The following is a 14,926-nucleotide window of genomic DNA, read 5'->3' on the forward strand; positions in this document are numbered from 1 at the left end:
CGGCCCACATGCAGGAATGCTGTGGCGTAGCAGCAATAGCGATATGACCTAAGGAGTTGGATGTCTCGAGGACAGCGTCTCCGCACCTGTATCGCTACGCGTCAAAAGCATCCCGACACGGAACTGCTGAGGGTTGTCGCCGATAAGGGTGATCCCACAGGATGCCGTGTTGTTCCGGATCCCGGCCGACGCCTTCCCGGAAGGGGAGCGTGGATAAGGCCTGATCTGGAAGCAGTAGAGCTGGCGGAGCGGACCCGTGCCTTCAGGCGCGCGCTCCGATTGTCCACAGACGTGGACACAGGTCACGTACGTGAGTACCTCGCTGCCACGCAGCAGGTGCAGTCGGCGGGCAACAGCCCGTGCGACCCAGAGTTAAAAAGGAAGACCGAACACTGATGAGCGCACAACCATGAAGCAGCATCAGCGATGAAAGTCCATAGCCATTAACTAGGGGTCAGGCCGTATTCCGCGGCCTTGGCTCCTAGAAAGATTAAAGAGGAGACAAGTGCCCGGAAAGCTACGTGTACACGAGTTGGCAAAGCAGCTCGGCGTAACCAGCAAGGAACTACTCGCCACGCTGAAGGAACAAGGCGAGTTCGTCAAGACCGCATCCTCGACCATCGAACCCCCGGTGATCAAGAAGATGCGCGCTCACTACGAAGCTAAGGGTGGCGAGGACAAGGCAGCGGAGAAGAACGCGCCAGCAGCCACCCCAGCTTCTGCTGCCAAGAAACCGGCAGAAAAGAAGCCTGCCGCCGCAGCAAAGCCAGGCCCCAAGCCGGGTGCCGCCCCCAAGCCGGGTGCCGCCCCCAAGCCGGGCGGTGCACCGAAGCCGGGTGCCGCACCGAAGCCTGGAGCACAGCGCAAGAACACCGAGAAGGGTGGCGAGCGCGCTGTCACTCCGCGCAGCATGCCGAAGCCTGGTGGCACCCGCCGCGTGGCTAATAACCCGTTCTCCACGGGTAGCTCCAGCGATCGTCCGAGCCCCGGACCTCGCCCAGGCGGCACCAAGGGACAGCGCTCCGCTGGCAAGCCCGGTGATAACCGTGGCGGCAAGGGCGGCGCACGCCCGCAGGGCGATGGCAACCGTAGCGGTGGACGTCGTCCTTCGCCGGCAATGATGCCTTCGCACCCGAACCCGGCCAGCATGCCGTCGAAGGCCGCTGGTAGTGGCGGCGGTGGTCGTGGTCGCGGCGGCCGCGGTGGCGGCCCCGGCCGCGGTGGTCCTGGCCACGGTGGTTTCCGTGGACGCGGCGGTCGTCGCGGTGGCACCGCTGGTGCATTCGGCCGTCCGGGTGGTGCACCGCGTCGCGGTAAGAAGTCGAAGCGTCAGAAGCGCCATGAGTTTGAAGAGCAGCAGAAGCATGAGGTAGGCGGCGTACGTCTGCCTGACGGCGGCGGTAAGGTCGTGCGCCTGCGTCGCGGTGCTTCCCTGGCTGACTTCGCTGAGAAGATTGGTGCAGATCCTGCAGCATTGGTGCAGGCGCTGTTCAACCTCGGTGAGATGGTGACTGCTACGGCTTCTGTCTCCGAAGACACCCTGCAGCTGCTGGGTTCGGAGATTAATTACGAGGTCCAGGTCGTCTCCCCAGAGGATGAGGACCGCGAACTGCTCGAGTCCTTCGACCTGCAGTTCGGCGAGGACGAGGGTGGCGAAGAGGCACTTGAGAAGCGCCCGCCAGTGGTTACTGTGATGGGTCACGTCGACCACGGTAAGACTCGCCTTCTGGACACCATTCGTAAGACCAACGAGGGTGCCGGCGAGGCCGGTGGCATTACCCAGGGCATCGGCGCTTACCAAACCACGGTGGACCTGGAGGATGGTCCTCGCACCATCACCTTCCTGGATACCCCGGGTCACGAGGCCTTCACCGCCATGCGTGCCCGCGGTGCTAAGTCCACCGACTTGGCCATCCTGGTCGTTGCCGCCGATGACGGCGTGATGCCGCAGACCATCGAGGCAATCAACCACGCGAAGGCAGCAGACATCCCTGTGGTTGTCGCAGTCAACAAGATTGATAAGCCGGAGGCTTCCCCGGACAAGATCCGTGGTCAGCTCACTGAATACGGACTGGTTCCGGAAGAGTACGGTGGCGACACGATGTTCGTGGATATCTCCGCGAAGAACAACATCAACATTGATGATCTGCTTGAAGCCGTCATCCTGACGGCGGACGCTGCCTTGGAGCTCACCGCTAACCCGGACATGGATGCACAGGGCTCTGCCATCGAGGCCCACCTCGACCGCGGCCGCGGTCCGGTGGCTACGGTCATCATCCAGCGCGGTACGCTGCGCATTGGTGATTCCATCGTGGTTGGTGATGCACACGGACGTGTGCGCCGCATGCTCGATGAATTCGGTCACGATGTGGAAGAGGCCGGCCCGTCCCGCCCGGTCCAGGTGCAGGGTCTCAATGGTGTGCCAGGCGCCGGCGACAACCTCCTAGTTGTTGAGGATGACCGCGTGGCACGCCAGATTGCTGCACAGCGCGATGCCCGCAAGCGTTCTGCTCTGCAGGCGAAGGCTCGCAAGCGCGTCTCCCTCGAGGACCTGGATGCAGTGCTCAAGGAAACCTCGACGCTCAACCTCATCCTCAAGGGCGACAACGCAGGTTCCGTGGAGGCCCTCGAAGATGCCCTGTTGGACATTGAGATCGACGACGAGGTACAGCTCAACATCATCGACCGTGGTGTGGGTGCGGTGACGCAGACCAACGTCTCCCTGGCTGCGGCTTCGGACGCCATCATCATCGCTTTCAACGTCCGCGCTGAGGGCAAGGCCACCGAGGAGGCCAACGCTGAGGGCGTCGATATCCGCTACTACACGGTGATCTACCGCGCCATCGAAGAGGTTGAGGCAGCTCTGAAGGGCATGCTCAAGCCCATCTACGAGGAGCGAGACACCGGTGCGGCAGAAATCCGCGCGCTGTTCAAGTCCTCCGCCGTTGGCACCATCGCCGGTTGTATGGTCACGGAGGGCAAGGTCAAGCGCAATGGCAAGGTGCGCCTGGTCCGCGACGGAAACGTCATTACCTCCGATGCCAAGATCGAGTCCCTGCGTCACGAGAAGGATGACGCAAACGAGATCAACGCCGGCTACGAGTGCGGTATGGTTCTGTCCTACCCGGATATTCAGGTAGGCGATATCATCCAGGCCTACGAAGAGGTCGAGGTCCCGCGCGACTAAGCGCAGGAAACCTCAGGTAGTGAAGCCCAGCCAGGAAAGATTCTGGCTGGGCTTTCCTCATTTCAGCCGAAAGGTGCAGAATCGGTATCCTAGACTAGTTGCCAGTAACCGTACGTAAAGGAGCTTCACTATGGTTGATCACGCACGCGCCGCACGCATGGCAAAGCGCATTCAGACAATCGTTGCCAGCGCAATTGAGCGCCAAATCAAGGATCGCCGCCTTGAGCTGGTGACAATCACGGATGCCCGGGTCACGGGTGATCTCCACGATGCCACCGTGTTCTACACGGTGCGTGGTACGGATATCGAGACCGAGCCAGATTATGATCAAGCGGCCGAAGCCCTCACCAGGGCCAAGGGGCAATTGCGCAAGATTGTGGGTGATGAGCTCTCCGTTCGCTTTACACCGACGCTGTCTTTTGAGCTTGATACCGTCCCCGAGGCTTCCGCGCACATGGAGGAACTGCTCGCCCGCGCCCGTGCACGCGATGCGGAGTTAGCGAAGCTGAAGGAAGGTGCACAGCCCGCAGGCGACGCGAACCCGTACAAGACCTCGGATGGGGAAGAGGACTAAGTGTCGCGAACCAATTACGAAGCCGCAGTGGATGCGCTGGTGCAAGCCAGCAGCATTTGCATCATCACGCACTTGCGCCCAGACGCCGACGCGGTCGGCTCGGCAGCCGCCCTTACCCTGGCGCTCCGCCAGCGCGGGAAACAAACCCGCACCGTGATTGGCCAACGCCGTGACATTTCAGCCAACCTGTTTTCCATCCCCACGGTGGATGAGATTGAGTTGGTGGATGAGCTTCCACAAGGATATGACCTCTATGTCACTGTGGACTGCGGCTCGATAGATCGGACGGGTTCGGTGGCCCGGGAGATCGAAGACATGGCCGCCGTGGGCCGCGTCCTGTGCATCGACCACCACGCCTCCAACGATGGTTTTGGAGCCATCAATGTGGTGGATCCGGTATGTGAGTCCACCACGGTGGTGCTGCTGGACATTCTGGACAGGCTGTCCATCCAGATCGATCGCGTCATCGCGCATTGCCTGTACGCGGGCCTAGTCACCGATACCGGTAATTTCCGGTGGGGGCGCCCAGCCATGCATGATATCGCTGCGCGCCTGATGCTCTATGGTCTCGACACCAAGCAGATTGCGCTGGAACTCATGGATTCCAGCACCGCCGATGACCTGCAGATGATTGGACGCGTGCTCTCAGGCCTCAGGATTGAGGAAGCAGGGGAGCACCGCCTCGCTGTTCTCTTCGTCCCGCATGAGGAGGTCAGCTCCCACGCCGATTCCGCGATTGAATCTTTCGTCGATTATGTTCGGGCCTTGAAAGGCACTGACATCGGAGTGGTCTTCAAGGAACAGGCGCCCGAAATGTGGGCGGTGTCCTTGCGTTCCTCCGCCGTCAACTGTGCGGAAGTGGCCCTCACCTTCGGCGGCGGCGGGCATATTCCAGCCGCAGGTTATACCGCGCACGGAAGGCCCGAAGAGGTTATAGCACAGCTGGTAGGTGCGTTGTCCTAGATGGCTTCCGAGCAACCAGTGAAGGTTTCTGCCGCTGAGGTCTTCCGCCTCGCCGTCCCCGCTCTGGGCGTTCTGGCGGCCATGCCGCTGTATTTATTGCTGGATACCGCGGTCGTAGGCCGTTTAGGGGCGGAGGATCTGGCCTCGCTTGGCGCAGCGGCCACACTCCATTCGGTGGTTACCACCCAATTAACCTTTCTGTCTTATGGCACGACCGCGCGTGCGTCACGGCTGTTCGGCGCGGGGAAGCGCGAGGAGGCCGTCGCCGAGGGCGTCCAGGCAACGTGGGTTGCCGTGGGTGTTGGAATGGTGCTCGCCGTCATCATGTGGCTCTTTGCCGGCGTCTTTGCCACCTGGTTGACAGGTAACCCGGATACTGCGCGAGGGACTGCACAGTGGTTGCGGATTGCCGCCGTCGCTATTCCTTTTACCCTCATCAACATGGCCGGCAACGGCTGGATGCGCGGTGTTCACAACACCCGCAAGCCCCTTTACTTCACCCTTGCAGGTATGGTTCCCGGCGCCATCGCGGTGCCTATTTTCGTGCACTTCTGGGGTCTACCGGGCTCCGCTCTGGCCACGGTGCTGGGCATGGGGATCATCGCGGCGTTCTTCGTGGCGGAGCTGCGCCGCGAGCATACCGGCTCGTGGGAGATTCGCTGGAGCGTGGTTCGTCGGCAGCTCGTGCTGGGGCGTGACCTCATCGTGCGTTCGCTGAGCTTCCAAGTGGCGTTTCTGTCAGCGGCGGCCGTGGCCTCACGTATCGGCACTGCGCAGCTCGCTGCGCATCAAATCATGATGCAGATGTGGAACTTCCTATCCCTCGTTCTGGATTCCCTCGCGATCGCTGCCCAAGCCTTGACCGGCGCGGCATTGGGAGCGGGCTCAGCGCGCTATGCCCGCACGGTAGGAACCAAGGTGACGCTCTACTCGACGTCCTTCTCCCTCGCACTGGCAGCGGTATTGGGCCTTGGCTCCGCCTTTATCCCACGGATATTCACCACGAGCCCGGAGGTCCTAGAGGTCATCTCCGGCCCCTGGTGGGTTATGACTTTCCTCGTCATTATCGGCGGCGTTGTCTTCGCTTTGGACGGCGTCCTTCTGGGTGCTGGGGACGCAGCCTTTCTCCGCACGCTGACCCTCGCGTCAGTGCTTCTCGGCTTCCTGCCCGGGGTCTGGTTGGCCTTTGTTTTCGGCACCGGCCTGACCGGGGTGTGGGGCGGTATTGCCGCATTCATCCTCATCCGCATGGTGGGCGTGGTTGGGCGCTTTTACTCCATGCGGTGGGCACGGGTCTAAGCCTGTGGTACAAGTAGAAGGACTGTTCGTGCGAAGGAGGCGCTATGACCACTCTGTGGGCCGTCTCTGATCTCCATGCAGCGGTACGCGTGAACGGGGACCGCATTGATGAACTTGTCCCGCCGAATCCCAACGATTGGTTGATTGTTGCGGGAGACGTCGCCGAACGCATTGATCTGGTGATTAACACCCTGGCGCGCCTAAAGAACCGCTACGCTACGGTCATTTGGGCACCTGGCAACCATGAGCTTTTTTCTCGGTCACAGGACGTTTACCAGGGACGCTCGAAATACGATCGCCTCGTTGCAGGCTGCCGGGAAATCGGCGTGATTACCCCAGAGGATCCGTTTCCGGTATTCGGAGGCGTCACCGTGGTCCCGCTGTTTACGCTCTACGATTACAGCTTCCGTCCACCAGGCACCACGGTGGAACAAGCGCTTGCGAGTGCGAAGGAGAAGCAGATCGTCATGACCGATGAATTTGCCATCGCCCCCTTCGTCGATGTGCGCGCGTGGTGCTGGGACCGCCTGGCTTATTCGATCAAGCGGCTGTCACGGGTCGAGGGCGAAACGGTTCTTATCAACCACTGGCCGCTGGTACAGGAGCCGACTCTCTACTTGCGTTGGCCCGAAGTGGCCTTGTGGTGCGGCACCCGCCACACGCGCTCCTGGCCGCGGCGCTATAACGCTAAGGCTGTGATCTATGGTCACCTCCACATGCCTAATCGCGCCAACATCGATGGGGTAGACCACATCGAGGTGTCCCTGGGCTATCCGCGTGAGTGGCAGGCGCACGGTGGTCTTCAGCCGTGGCCGTACCCAGTGCTTACCATCGACGAGAAGACAGGGAGGGCCGAGCATGCTTGAACCTTCTCTCTTCCCGGAATCAGCTCGTTTTTGCTATGTGCGCACGGATGAGTCGATGACCAATCTTCTCAATTATCATCATCTCTCCCCGGAAGAGCGCTCCGTGGTCTCCCAAGCCGTGGACGTGCGCAAATCCGAGTTTGGGGATGCGCGCTGGTGCGCCCACCAGGCCTTGAAGGAGCTCAACTACACGGGAGACGAGCCGATTCTGCGCGGCGAGCGCGGCATGCCGCTGTGGCCGGAGGGCTATACCGGATCGATGACGCACACCGAAGGTTTGCGCGCAGCCGTGGCAGCTCCTGCCACGCACGTGCGCTCCATGGGGCTCGACGCCGAACCAGCGGAGCCCCTGCCGGAACACGTGCTGACGATGATCGCGCGGCCGGGGGAGATGCCGCAGTTGGCTCAGTTGCAAGCGGCGGGTATTTCCTGTCCGGACCGCCTGTTGTTCTGCGCCAAGGAGGCCACCTACAAGACGTGGTTCCCCATGACCCGGCGCTGGCTGGATTTTGACCAAGCCGAAATCGATTTACGCTTCGATGGCACTCTGGTGTCCTACCTCTTGGCGCGGCCGACCCCAGTGCCTTTCATCACTGGGCACTGGATCATCCGAGATGGCTATGTCATCGTCGCCACCGCTGTCCCTGCGCTCAACTTTGACCGCTAAATCAGGCAGTTATAGCGTCGAGGGGCGCGCGACGAAAACCGTGGCTAAGCGCTTTCCTTTTTCCTTGATCAAGGCAATCGACCGCCCCTGCGGGTCGACGGCCGCGTACGTGCCTTTCAACCCACGCGGCTCCAGCCACTTACCCATGGCCAAAGCTTGGGCCTCATCATCGGTGACGTCCACAACCGGATAGCTGCGAGCGAGCGCCTCGTCGAGGCTTAAGGACAACTCCGGGGAGTCTTCGAGGGCGTCGAGAGGGAGGGCGTCGTCAAGCGTGAAAGGGCCCACTTCCGTGCGGCGCAGCGCGGTAAGGTGTCCGCCGACGCCGAGGGCCTCGCCCAAATCCCGAGCCAACGAGCGGATATAGGTTCCCGAAGAACACGCCACTGAGACGTCGAGGTCGATGAACTCACCCTCGCGGCGCGTAGCGAGAATATCGAAGCGGCTGACCGTTACTGGCCGAGCCGGAAGCTCGACCTCTTCACCTGACCGCACCCTTTCATGCGCGCGCTTGCCATCCACTTTGATGGCGGAGACCGCTGCTGGGCGCTGCATAATATCGCCGGTCAAGGCAGCAATTTCTCGCGCAATGGCGGAATCCTCCACTGCGGTTGCCGGTTTGCCCCACGTTGCTTCCCCCTCCGCGTCGTCGGTGTGGGTTGCCATGCCAAGACGAATCGTTGCGTCATAGGCCTTGGTGGAGGCCACCATGTGGGCAAGAAACTTGGTGCCGCGCTCGATGCCTACGACGAGCACTCCAGTAGCCATCGGATCAAGCGTGCCTGCGTGCCCCACCTTGCGGGTGCGGAAGAAGCGGCGCAGTTTTCCCACGACGTCGTGCGAGGTCATGCCGGCGGGTTTGTCGACGACCACGAGGCCGGAACGTTCGAGCGGATCAGTCATGCCCTGCAGTCTAGGGCACCGGCCGCAGTGGGATAGCATGGTGCCCGTGGATATTTGGTACGGAATCGATAGCATCCCCACTGACCTTGGCCCGACCTCGGTGACAATTGGTGTCTTCGACGGCCTGCACCGCGGGCACCAACAGCTCGTGAGGAAGGCCGTTGAGCACGCACACAGACATGGACAGCGCGCGGTCATGGTGACCTTCGATCCGCACCCAGTCTCCGTATTCTTGCCGGAGCGCGCTCCTCTCTCCGTGATTACTTTCGAGCGTCGCATGCAGCTGGCGGAAGAAATGGGCATCGAGGCCGTGCTCGTCATCGACTTCACCGAAGAACTCCGGGGCGTCGAGCCGCGCGACTATGTGACGGATCTCCTGGTGGAGCGTTTGCACACAGAGCACGTCGTGGTGGGGGAGAACTTCACCTTTGGCGCGGGCGCGTCCGGCACCGCGGAGGCGCTGGCGGAATTCGGCGCTGAGTTCGGCTTCGGCGTTGACATCGTGCCCTTGCTTGACGACGACGGCGAGCGCATCTGCTCCACCAACATTCGCGCCGCCCTTGCCAAGGGCGATATTGCGCGCGCCAATTGGGCGCTGGGGCGTCATTTCACGGTGACTGGGCCCGTTGTGCGTGGTGCAGGACGTGGTGGAAAGGAGCTTGGTTTCCCAACCGCTAACCAGTATTTCCCGGAATCCGTCGCCATTCCAGCCGATGGCGTCTACGCGGGCTGGTTCGTGGTTGAGCCCACCGGCGCCCCTCTGGAAGGTGACATGGAGCCCGGCATTCCTTATCCCGCAGCCATTTCGGTAGGCACCAACCCTACCTTTGGTGACGAGGAGCGTTCGGTGGAGTCCTTCGTGCTGGACCGCGACGCTGACCTTTACGGCCACGAAGCCACCGTGCATTTCGTCGACCATGTGCGTGACATGGAGAAATTCAATTCCGTGGAGGAGCTCCTGACAGCTATGGAACGTGACGTTGCCCGAGTTCGTGAAATTCTTGCCCGCGAGGTTTAAATGAAGATCATCCTCGACCTTGATACCGGAATTGATGACGCCCTTGCGCTCGCCTATGCCTTAGCGCACCCCGATCTCGAGCTGATCGGGGTTACGGGTACCTATGGAAACGTTCCGGTGGCGTTGGGCGTGCGTAACTCGCTGGCGTTGCTCGAGCTTCTCGACGCCGAGGATGTCCCCGTCTTCATCGGTCCGACGCGGCCGGGCTTTAGCGTTGCTCCCATTTCTGCTTTCATCCATGGCCGCAATGGCCTTGGGGAAGTACTTCTGCCTCCGCCGCGCCGCAAGGCATACGAGGACGCAGTGGGCTTTCTTATCCGTTCGGTCCGTGAGCATGGCGAGGATCTGGTTATCGTGCCGACGGGGCCGTCGACAAGCATTGCAGCCGCCATGCGCAAAGACCCGGACTTTGCCCGCAACGCCCGCATCGTGATGATGGGTGGGGCGCTGACCGTACCCGGGAACGTCACTCCTTATGCCGAGGCCAACGTTTTCCAAGATCCCCAAGCCACGGACTATGTATTCCGCCATGCTCAGGACCTCACGATGGTGGGGCTCGATGTCACGCTGCGCACGTTGCTCACCAGGGAGCACACGCAACAGTGGCGAGGAACGCGGACGGGCCAGATCTACGCGGACATCGTGGACTACTACATTCGCGCCTATAAGACGACCTCTCCGCACCTTGGCGGTTGCGGGCTCCACGACCCTTTAGCGGTAGCTGTGGCTGCCGATCCCTCGCTGGTCACCTGCCTCGACCTCAATCTGCGGTGTGAGGATACTGGCCGCACAATCGGTGACCCGGAACGCTTGGATAACCCCACCGCCCGTGTGGCCGTTGCGGTAGATGACGCGCGCTTTGTTGATGATTTGATGTCGAAGCTCGGCAGCCTCTATACTTCTACTTCGGCTTGCTGACTGCGGTCCACAGTAGTCACGGGCAGCGCCTCATGGCGCAACATTTCATGTGGACTGAAATACAATAGGAGATTTTCCATGGCTTTGAGTACCGAGAAGAAGGCTGAAATCCTCAAGGAGTACGGCCTGCACGAGACCGATACCGGTTCCCCGGAGGCACAGGTTGCGCTGCTGACTTCCCGCATCAACAACCTGACCGAGCACCTCAAGGATCACAAGCACGATCACCACTCCCGCCGTGGTCTGTTGCTGATGGTTGGTCGCCGTCGTGGCCTGCTGAAGTACCTGGCCGCTAACGACGTTGACCGTTACCGCGACCTGATTTCTCGCCTGGGTCTGCGCCGCTAAGCGCTTAACTTTTGGCCCCCGCACCTTGTGTGCGGGGGTTTTCTTGTCTCATCTGCTAAAATCCTTGGACGTTGTCAGAAAACATCGAAGAAGAGGCGGCACCGAAGATCGCCATGACAGCTCCAAGGAGAGTTATATCCATGAGCGCTAAGAACGCTAAAAAGCAACCGAACAATTCCGTCGAGTTTCTTATCGACGATGATTACGGCATCACCGAGGCCATCGCCACCCTGGACAACGGCGATTTCGGCACTCGCACCATCCGTTTTGAGACGGGCCAGCTGGCTCGCCAGGCCGGTGGCTCCGTGACCACTTACCTGGACGAGGACACCATGCTGCTGTCCACGACCACCGCTTCTAACCAGCCGCGCGAAGGCTTCGACTTCTTCCCGCTGACCGTGGACGTCGAGGAGCGCATGTATGCCGCGGGTAAAATCCCGGGTTCCTTCTTCCGCCGCGAGGGGCGCCCTTCCACCGAAGCTATCCTGGCCTGCCGCCTCATCGACCGCCCGCTGCGCCCAACCTTCGTTAAGGGCTTGCGCAACGAGGTTCAGGTTGTTGTCACGGTCCTCTCCATGGACCCGGAGGAGTACTACGATGTCGTTGCCATCAACGGCGCTTCCGCCTCCACCCAGCTCTCTGGCCTGCCGGTATCCGGCCCGGTGGGCGGCGTGCGCATGGCACTGATTGCTGATGATAAGCACCCGAAGGGCCAGTGGGTGGCCTTCCCGAATAACGAGCAGCACGAGCGTGCCCTCTTCGAGATGGTCGTTGCCGGCCGCATCGTGAAGAAGGGCCGCAAGGACGACGTAGCCATCATGATGGTCGAGGCCGGCGCTGGTGTGAACGTAGCCGAGCGCATCAAGGAAGGCGCACCGGCTCCGCAGGAGTCCACCGTGGCTGAGGGCTTGGAGGCTGCGAAGCCTTTCATCAAGTCCCTGTGTGAAGCGCAGGCAGGTCTGGCGGAGCGTGCAGCTAAGGAGACACAGGAGTTCCCGCTCTTCCCGCCCTACGGTGATGATGTTTACGCGGCCGTCGAAAAGGCAGCCTCCAAGAAGCTGGAGAAGCTGCTTACCATCCCGGGTAAGCAGGACCGCGACGACGCCACTAATGAGTACATGGAGCAGGTCGAGGCTAAGCTCATCGAAGACTTTGATGACCTCGACGAGACCGATGCATCCAAACAGATCCGCAACGCCTTCAACGCCGTGATGAAGGACATCGTGCGCACCAAGATCCTCACCGAGGGCTTCCGGATCGATGGCCGTGGTGTGACCGATATCCGTGACCTTGGCGTGGAGGTTGATCTGATCCCGCGTGCACACGGCTCCTCTCTCTTCGAGCGTGGCGAGACCCAGATCCTGGGTGTGACCACCCTGGACATGCTGAAGATGGAGCAGCAGATCGATTCTTTGACCCCAGTGGAGTCCAAGCGCTACATGCACCACTACAACTTCCCACCGTACTCCACCGGCGAGACCGGCCGCGTAGGTTCCCCGAAGCGCCGCGAGATTGGTCACGGTGCGCTGGCTGAGCGCGCGTTGCTGCCGGTGATCCCGTCCCGTGAGGACTTCCCCTACGCCATTCGCCAGGTGTCTGAGGCCCTTGGTTCCAACGGTTCTACCTCCATGGGCTCCGTCTGTGCGTCCACCCTGTCCCTCTACAACGCGGGCGTTCCGCTGAAGGCTCCGGTGGCGGGTATCGCCATGGGTTTGGTCTCGGGCGAAGTCAACGGCAAGGGAAAGTTCGTGGCGCTGACCGATATTCTCGGCGCTGAGGATGCCTTCGGCGATATGGACTTCAAGGTTGCCGGTACATCCGAGTTCATCACCGCCCTGCAGCTGGATACCAAGCTGGATGGCATTCCTTCGCACGTGCTTGCCGACGCCCTCGAACAGGCCCGCGACGCCCGTGCCGCCATCCTCGACACGATGTCTGAGGTCATCGAGGGTCCAGACGAGATGTCTGGCCTGGCTCCGCGCATTACCTCGGTGACTATCCCGGTGAACAAGATTGGTGAGCTCATTGGCCCGAAGGGCAAGACTATCAACGCCATTACTGAGGAAACTGGCGCCGATGTCTCCATCGAGGAAGACGGCACTGTGTATATCTCTGCCGCTACCGGTGAAGCAGCTGACGCTGCGATCGACCGCGTGAATAGCATCGCTAACCCGCAGCTGCCGAAGGTGGGTGAGCGTTTCCTTGGCACCGTGGTGAAGACCGTGGCTTTTGGTGCCTTCGTTTCCCTGACTCCGGGTCGTGACGGCCTCGTACACATCTCGAAGCTCGGTGGCGACGAGCGCATTGAGAAGGTCGAGGACGTCGTCAATGTTGGCGATAAGATTCAGGTCGAAATTGCCGACATTGATAATCGCGGCAAAATCTCCCTGGTTCCGGTTGAGGAGGACTAATCCTCGGACTAGCTAGGACCACTAGGACCTCCTAGATCAAGGGTCCTGTAACCCAGAAATTAGCTGGGGACAGGGCCCTTATCGTTTCACCACACGTCAAACCTGGAAGTCGAGAACTAGGCGTTTAGGGTCCTCCAGGAAAGTCACTGAGTACGGTGTCTTCTTCTGTAGCCCAATGATCAATTGGGTTTGTGCCTCGAATGAGGTCGTGTATACGACTTCGCTCACCACACCAGTACCGGGAGTAGTTCCTGGCTTCATATACCTTTCTTCGAGATCGGGTGTGGAAGGCCACGGAGTTCCTTCGACCCCCAGATTGAGAAAAGTGCTTCCCTTTACTTCGACTGGATGACCTGATGCCTGCTGACGAGGATCGTCGGTATAGGCGGTGAACCAGCCGGGCTCACCTTCTCCCTCGAGGTCAACCACCACCCGCGTGAAACCGTCGTGAGCACCTACGCGCACGCCCGTCGGAATGAGGCCGCCCAACCGATCTGGCATGTGGTGTTGGTCATCAATCGCAGCCGTCCCCATACCCGCAAAGGCAGCAACATTGGCATCCTGTTGTGAGAGAGCATTCTGCGTGTCACTGGACGGCGGCTCCGGCCTATCGATAGCAGCGGAGCTAGACGGAATTGCACTGAACTGCGGTGCCGGAGTCGTGTCTGACCCACGCTCCGCGCATGCAGTTAGAGGCATTACGCATAGGGCGCTAACGGCTGCGATGATAGCGACGGAAGAAGGTAAGTGTGACATTCTTTATTCTCTATTTCTTGAGCTGTACCAGTTGGATGAGGTTGCCTACGGTGTCATCGAAGACGGCGATGATGGAGGGGCCGACGTCGGTCGGCACCATAGTGAAATGCACTCCCTTTTCAGTGAGCTCGCTATATTCTCGCTCCACGTCTGCGGATAGGAACTGGGTGACAGGGACACCGTCAGCCTTGAGTGCTGCTGCGTAGTCCTTGGCCGCGGAATGGGCCTTGGGCTCGAGCAGGAGCTCCATATCCCCTTGGCCTTCCGCATTGGTGACCGTGAGCCACCGAAAGTCTCCGTGGGTTACATCGTCCTTGACTCGAAAGCCGAGCGTATTGACATAGAAGTCGTGAGCGAGGGCAACATCATCGACGGGTACTGAGGCAATGTAGATCTGCATTCACTCCATCCTAACCGGCATGACTAAGTCCAGCCGGTCCCAATGGCAACAGTTGGGGCGAGCCTGACTGGGCTTCGGCAGTGCAGTCGTCGTCTGTGACGACGGTGGTTGTGTTCCTGGTTTCTTGGGTTCTTTCCTTTCTGCTGGATTGGTGTCGTCGTTTTATTCGACGGCGGGGTTTAGAAGGGGATGTCGTCGGTGCTGGCATCTGTGTCGGTGTTGTCCTCGGCTTCGGCTTTGGTTTTGGCTTGTTGTGCGTAGTCGTCGAGTTCTTGTTTTAAATGTTGGGCTTCCTCGCGGATGCGTTTCCTGGTGGCGGTGATGTGTTGGGCGACTGTTTGTGCCCAGCGTTTCTGTTTTGGTGCTAGCGGCCCGTCGGCTTCGGTAATAGTCCAGGTGCCGTCTTCATATAGCCAGATGACATCCCCGCTGTAGGGGTCGAGCAGGTATTTAAGGGTGCCATCGGTTTTCATGTTGTGATGGCTTTGGCATAAACACGCTAGGTTCTTCGGGTGGGTTGGCCCGCCTTCGGCCCAGTTGTGTCGGTGATCCAACTGGCTAAGGAAAGCAGGCTCGCCACAGCCGCCGACCCGGCAGGTACCGTCGCGTCCTTCGA

Annotated in this window: 15 protein-coding genes; 11 read left to right on the top strand and 4 right to left on the bottom strand. The window is 60.5% G+C overall.

What is annotated here, in order from left to right; translation table 11 throughout:
* Positions 1-60: 60 nt before the first annotated feature.
* The 7 genes from HMPREF3147_RS12560 (at position 61) to HMPREF3147_RS05680 (ending at position 7,556) form a co-directional block, all read left to right on the top strand.
* The gene (locus tag HMPREF3147_RS12560) at positions 61-396 is read left to right on the top strand and encodes a YlxR family protein (RefSeq protein WP_083276446.1); all 336 of its coding nucleotides are present in this window, start codon (positions 61-63) and stop codon (positions 394-396) included.
* Positions 397-505: 109 nt separating this feature from the next.
* On the top strand, positions 506-3,187 hold the full coding sequence (gene infB, locus HMPREF3147_RS05655) for a translation initiation factor IF-2 (RefSeq protein WP_070445653.1): 2,682 nt from the start codon (positions 506-508) through the stop codon (positions 3,185-3,187).
* A gap of 130 nt (positions 3,188-3,317) precedes the next feature.
* Complete coding sequence (gene rbfA / locus HMPREF3147_RS05660; RefSeq protein ID WP_070445656.1) at positions 3,318-3,761, top strand: 30S ribosome-binding factor RbfA; 444 nt, start codon at positions 3,318-3,320, stop codon at positions 3,759-3,761.
* On the top strand, positions 3,762-4,724 hold the full coding sequence (locus HMPREF3147_RS05665; protein WP_070445659.1) for a DHH family phosphoesterase: 963 nt from the start codon (positions 3,762-3,764) through the stop codon (positions 4,722-4,724).
* On the top strand, positions 4,725-6,023 hold the full coding sequence (locus tag HMPREF3147_RS05670) for an MATE family efflux transporter (RefSeq protein WP_070445665.1): 1,299 nt from the start codon (positions 4,725-4,727) through the stop codon (positions 6,021-6,023).
* 44 nt (positions 6,024-6,067) lie between these two features.
* Positions 6,068-6,889, top strand: a complete 822-nt coding sequence (locus HMPREF3147_RS05675; protein ID WP_070445668.1) for a metallophosphoesterase family protein — start codon at positions 6,068-6,070, stop codon at positions 6,887-6,889.
* Positions 6,882-7,556, top strand: a complete 675-nt coding sequence (locus HMPREF3147_RS05680) for a 4'-phosphopantetheinyl transferase family protein (RefSeq protein ID WP_070445671.1) — start codon at positions 6,882-6,884, stop codon at positions 7,554-7,556. Before HMPREF3147_RS05675 ends, HMPREF3147_RS05680 begins: the two co-directional genes overlap by 8 nt.
* A 9-nt stretch (positions 7,557-7,565) precedes the next feature.
* Here HMPREF3147_RS05680 and truB read toward each other — a convergent pair whose 3' ends face one another.
* The gene (gene truB, locus HMPREF3147_RS05685) at positions 7,566-8,459 is read right to left on the bottom strand and encodes a tRNA pseudouridine(55) synthase TruB (RefSeq protein WP_070445674.1); all 894 of its coding nucleotides are present in this window, start codon (positions 8,457-8,459) and stop codon (positions 7,566-7,568) included.
* Positions 8,460-8,496: 37 nt separating this feature from the next.
* Between truB and HMPREF3147_RS05690 the strand changes: the two genes are divergently transcribed.
* The 4 genes from HMPREF3147_RS05690 (at position 8,497) to HMPREF3147_RS05705 (ending at position 13,154) form a co-directional block, all read left to right on the top strand.
* Entirely contained in the window at positions 8,497-9,477 is a 981-nt protein-coding gene (locus HMPREF3147_RS05690) for a bifunctional riboflavin kinase/FAD synthetase (protein ID WP_070445677.1), read from the top strand.
* Entirely contained in the window at positions 9,478-10,395 is a 918-nt protein-coding gene (locus HMPREF3147_RS05695) for a nucleoside hydrolase (protein WP_070445680.1), read from the top strand.
* 78 nt (positions 10,396-10,473) lie between these two features.
* Positions 10,474-10,743 (top strand): 30S ribosomal protein S15, encoded by a 270-nt coding sequence (gene rpsO, locus HMPREF3147_RS05700; protein ID WP_010190317.1) that lies wholly within the window; start codon positions 10,474-10,476, stop codon positions 10,741-10,743.
* Between the two features lie 140 nt (positions 10,744-10,883).
* On the top strand, positions 10,884-13,154 hold the full coding sequence (locus HMPREF3147_RS05705; RefSeq protein WP_070445685.1) for a polyribonucleotide nucleotidyltransferase: 2,271 nt from the start codon (positions 10,884-10,886) through the stop codon (positions 13,152-13,154).
* A 96-nt stretch (positions 13,155-13,250) separates the two neighbouring features.
* Here HMPREF3147_RS05705 and HMPREF3147_RS05710 read toward each other — a convergent pair whose 3' ends face one another.
* From HMPREF3147_RS05710 to HMPREF3147_RS05720, 3 genes are all read right to left on the bottom strand, one after another.
* Positions 13,251-13,853, bottom strand: coding sequence for an AMIN domain-containing protein (locus HMPREF3147_RS05710; RefSeq protein ID WP_246815732.1), 603 nt, complete (start codon positions 13,851-13,853; stop codon positions 13,251-13,253).
* A 67-nt stretch (positions 13,854-13,920) separates the two neighbouring features.
* Positions 13,921-14,310, bottom strand: a complete 390-nt coding sequence (locus HMPREF3147_RS05715) for a VOC family protein (RefSeq protein ID WP_070445691.1) — start codon at positions 14,308-14,310, stop codon at positions 13,921-13,923.
* Positions 14,311-14,489: 179 nt separating this feature from the next.
* On the bottom strand, positions 14,490-14,926 hold a 437-nt coding region (locus HMPREF3147_RS05720; protein ID WP_141740719.1), incomplete at its 5' end, for an HNH endonuclease signature motif containing protein.

The organism is Corynebacterium sp. HMSC05D03, from assembly GCF_001807205.1.
Taxonomy (GTDB): Bacteria; Actinomycetota; Actinomycetes; order Mycobacteriales; family Mycobacteriaceae; genus Corynebacterium; species Corynebacterium aurimucosum.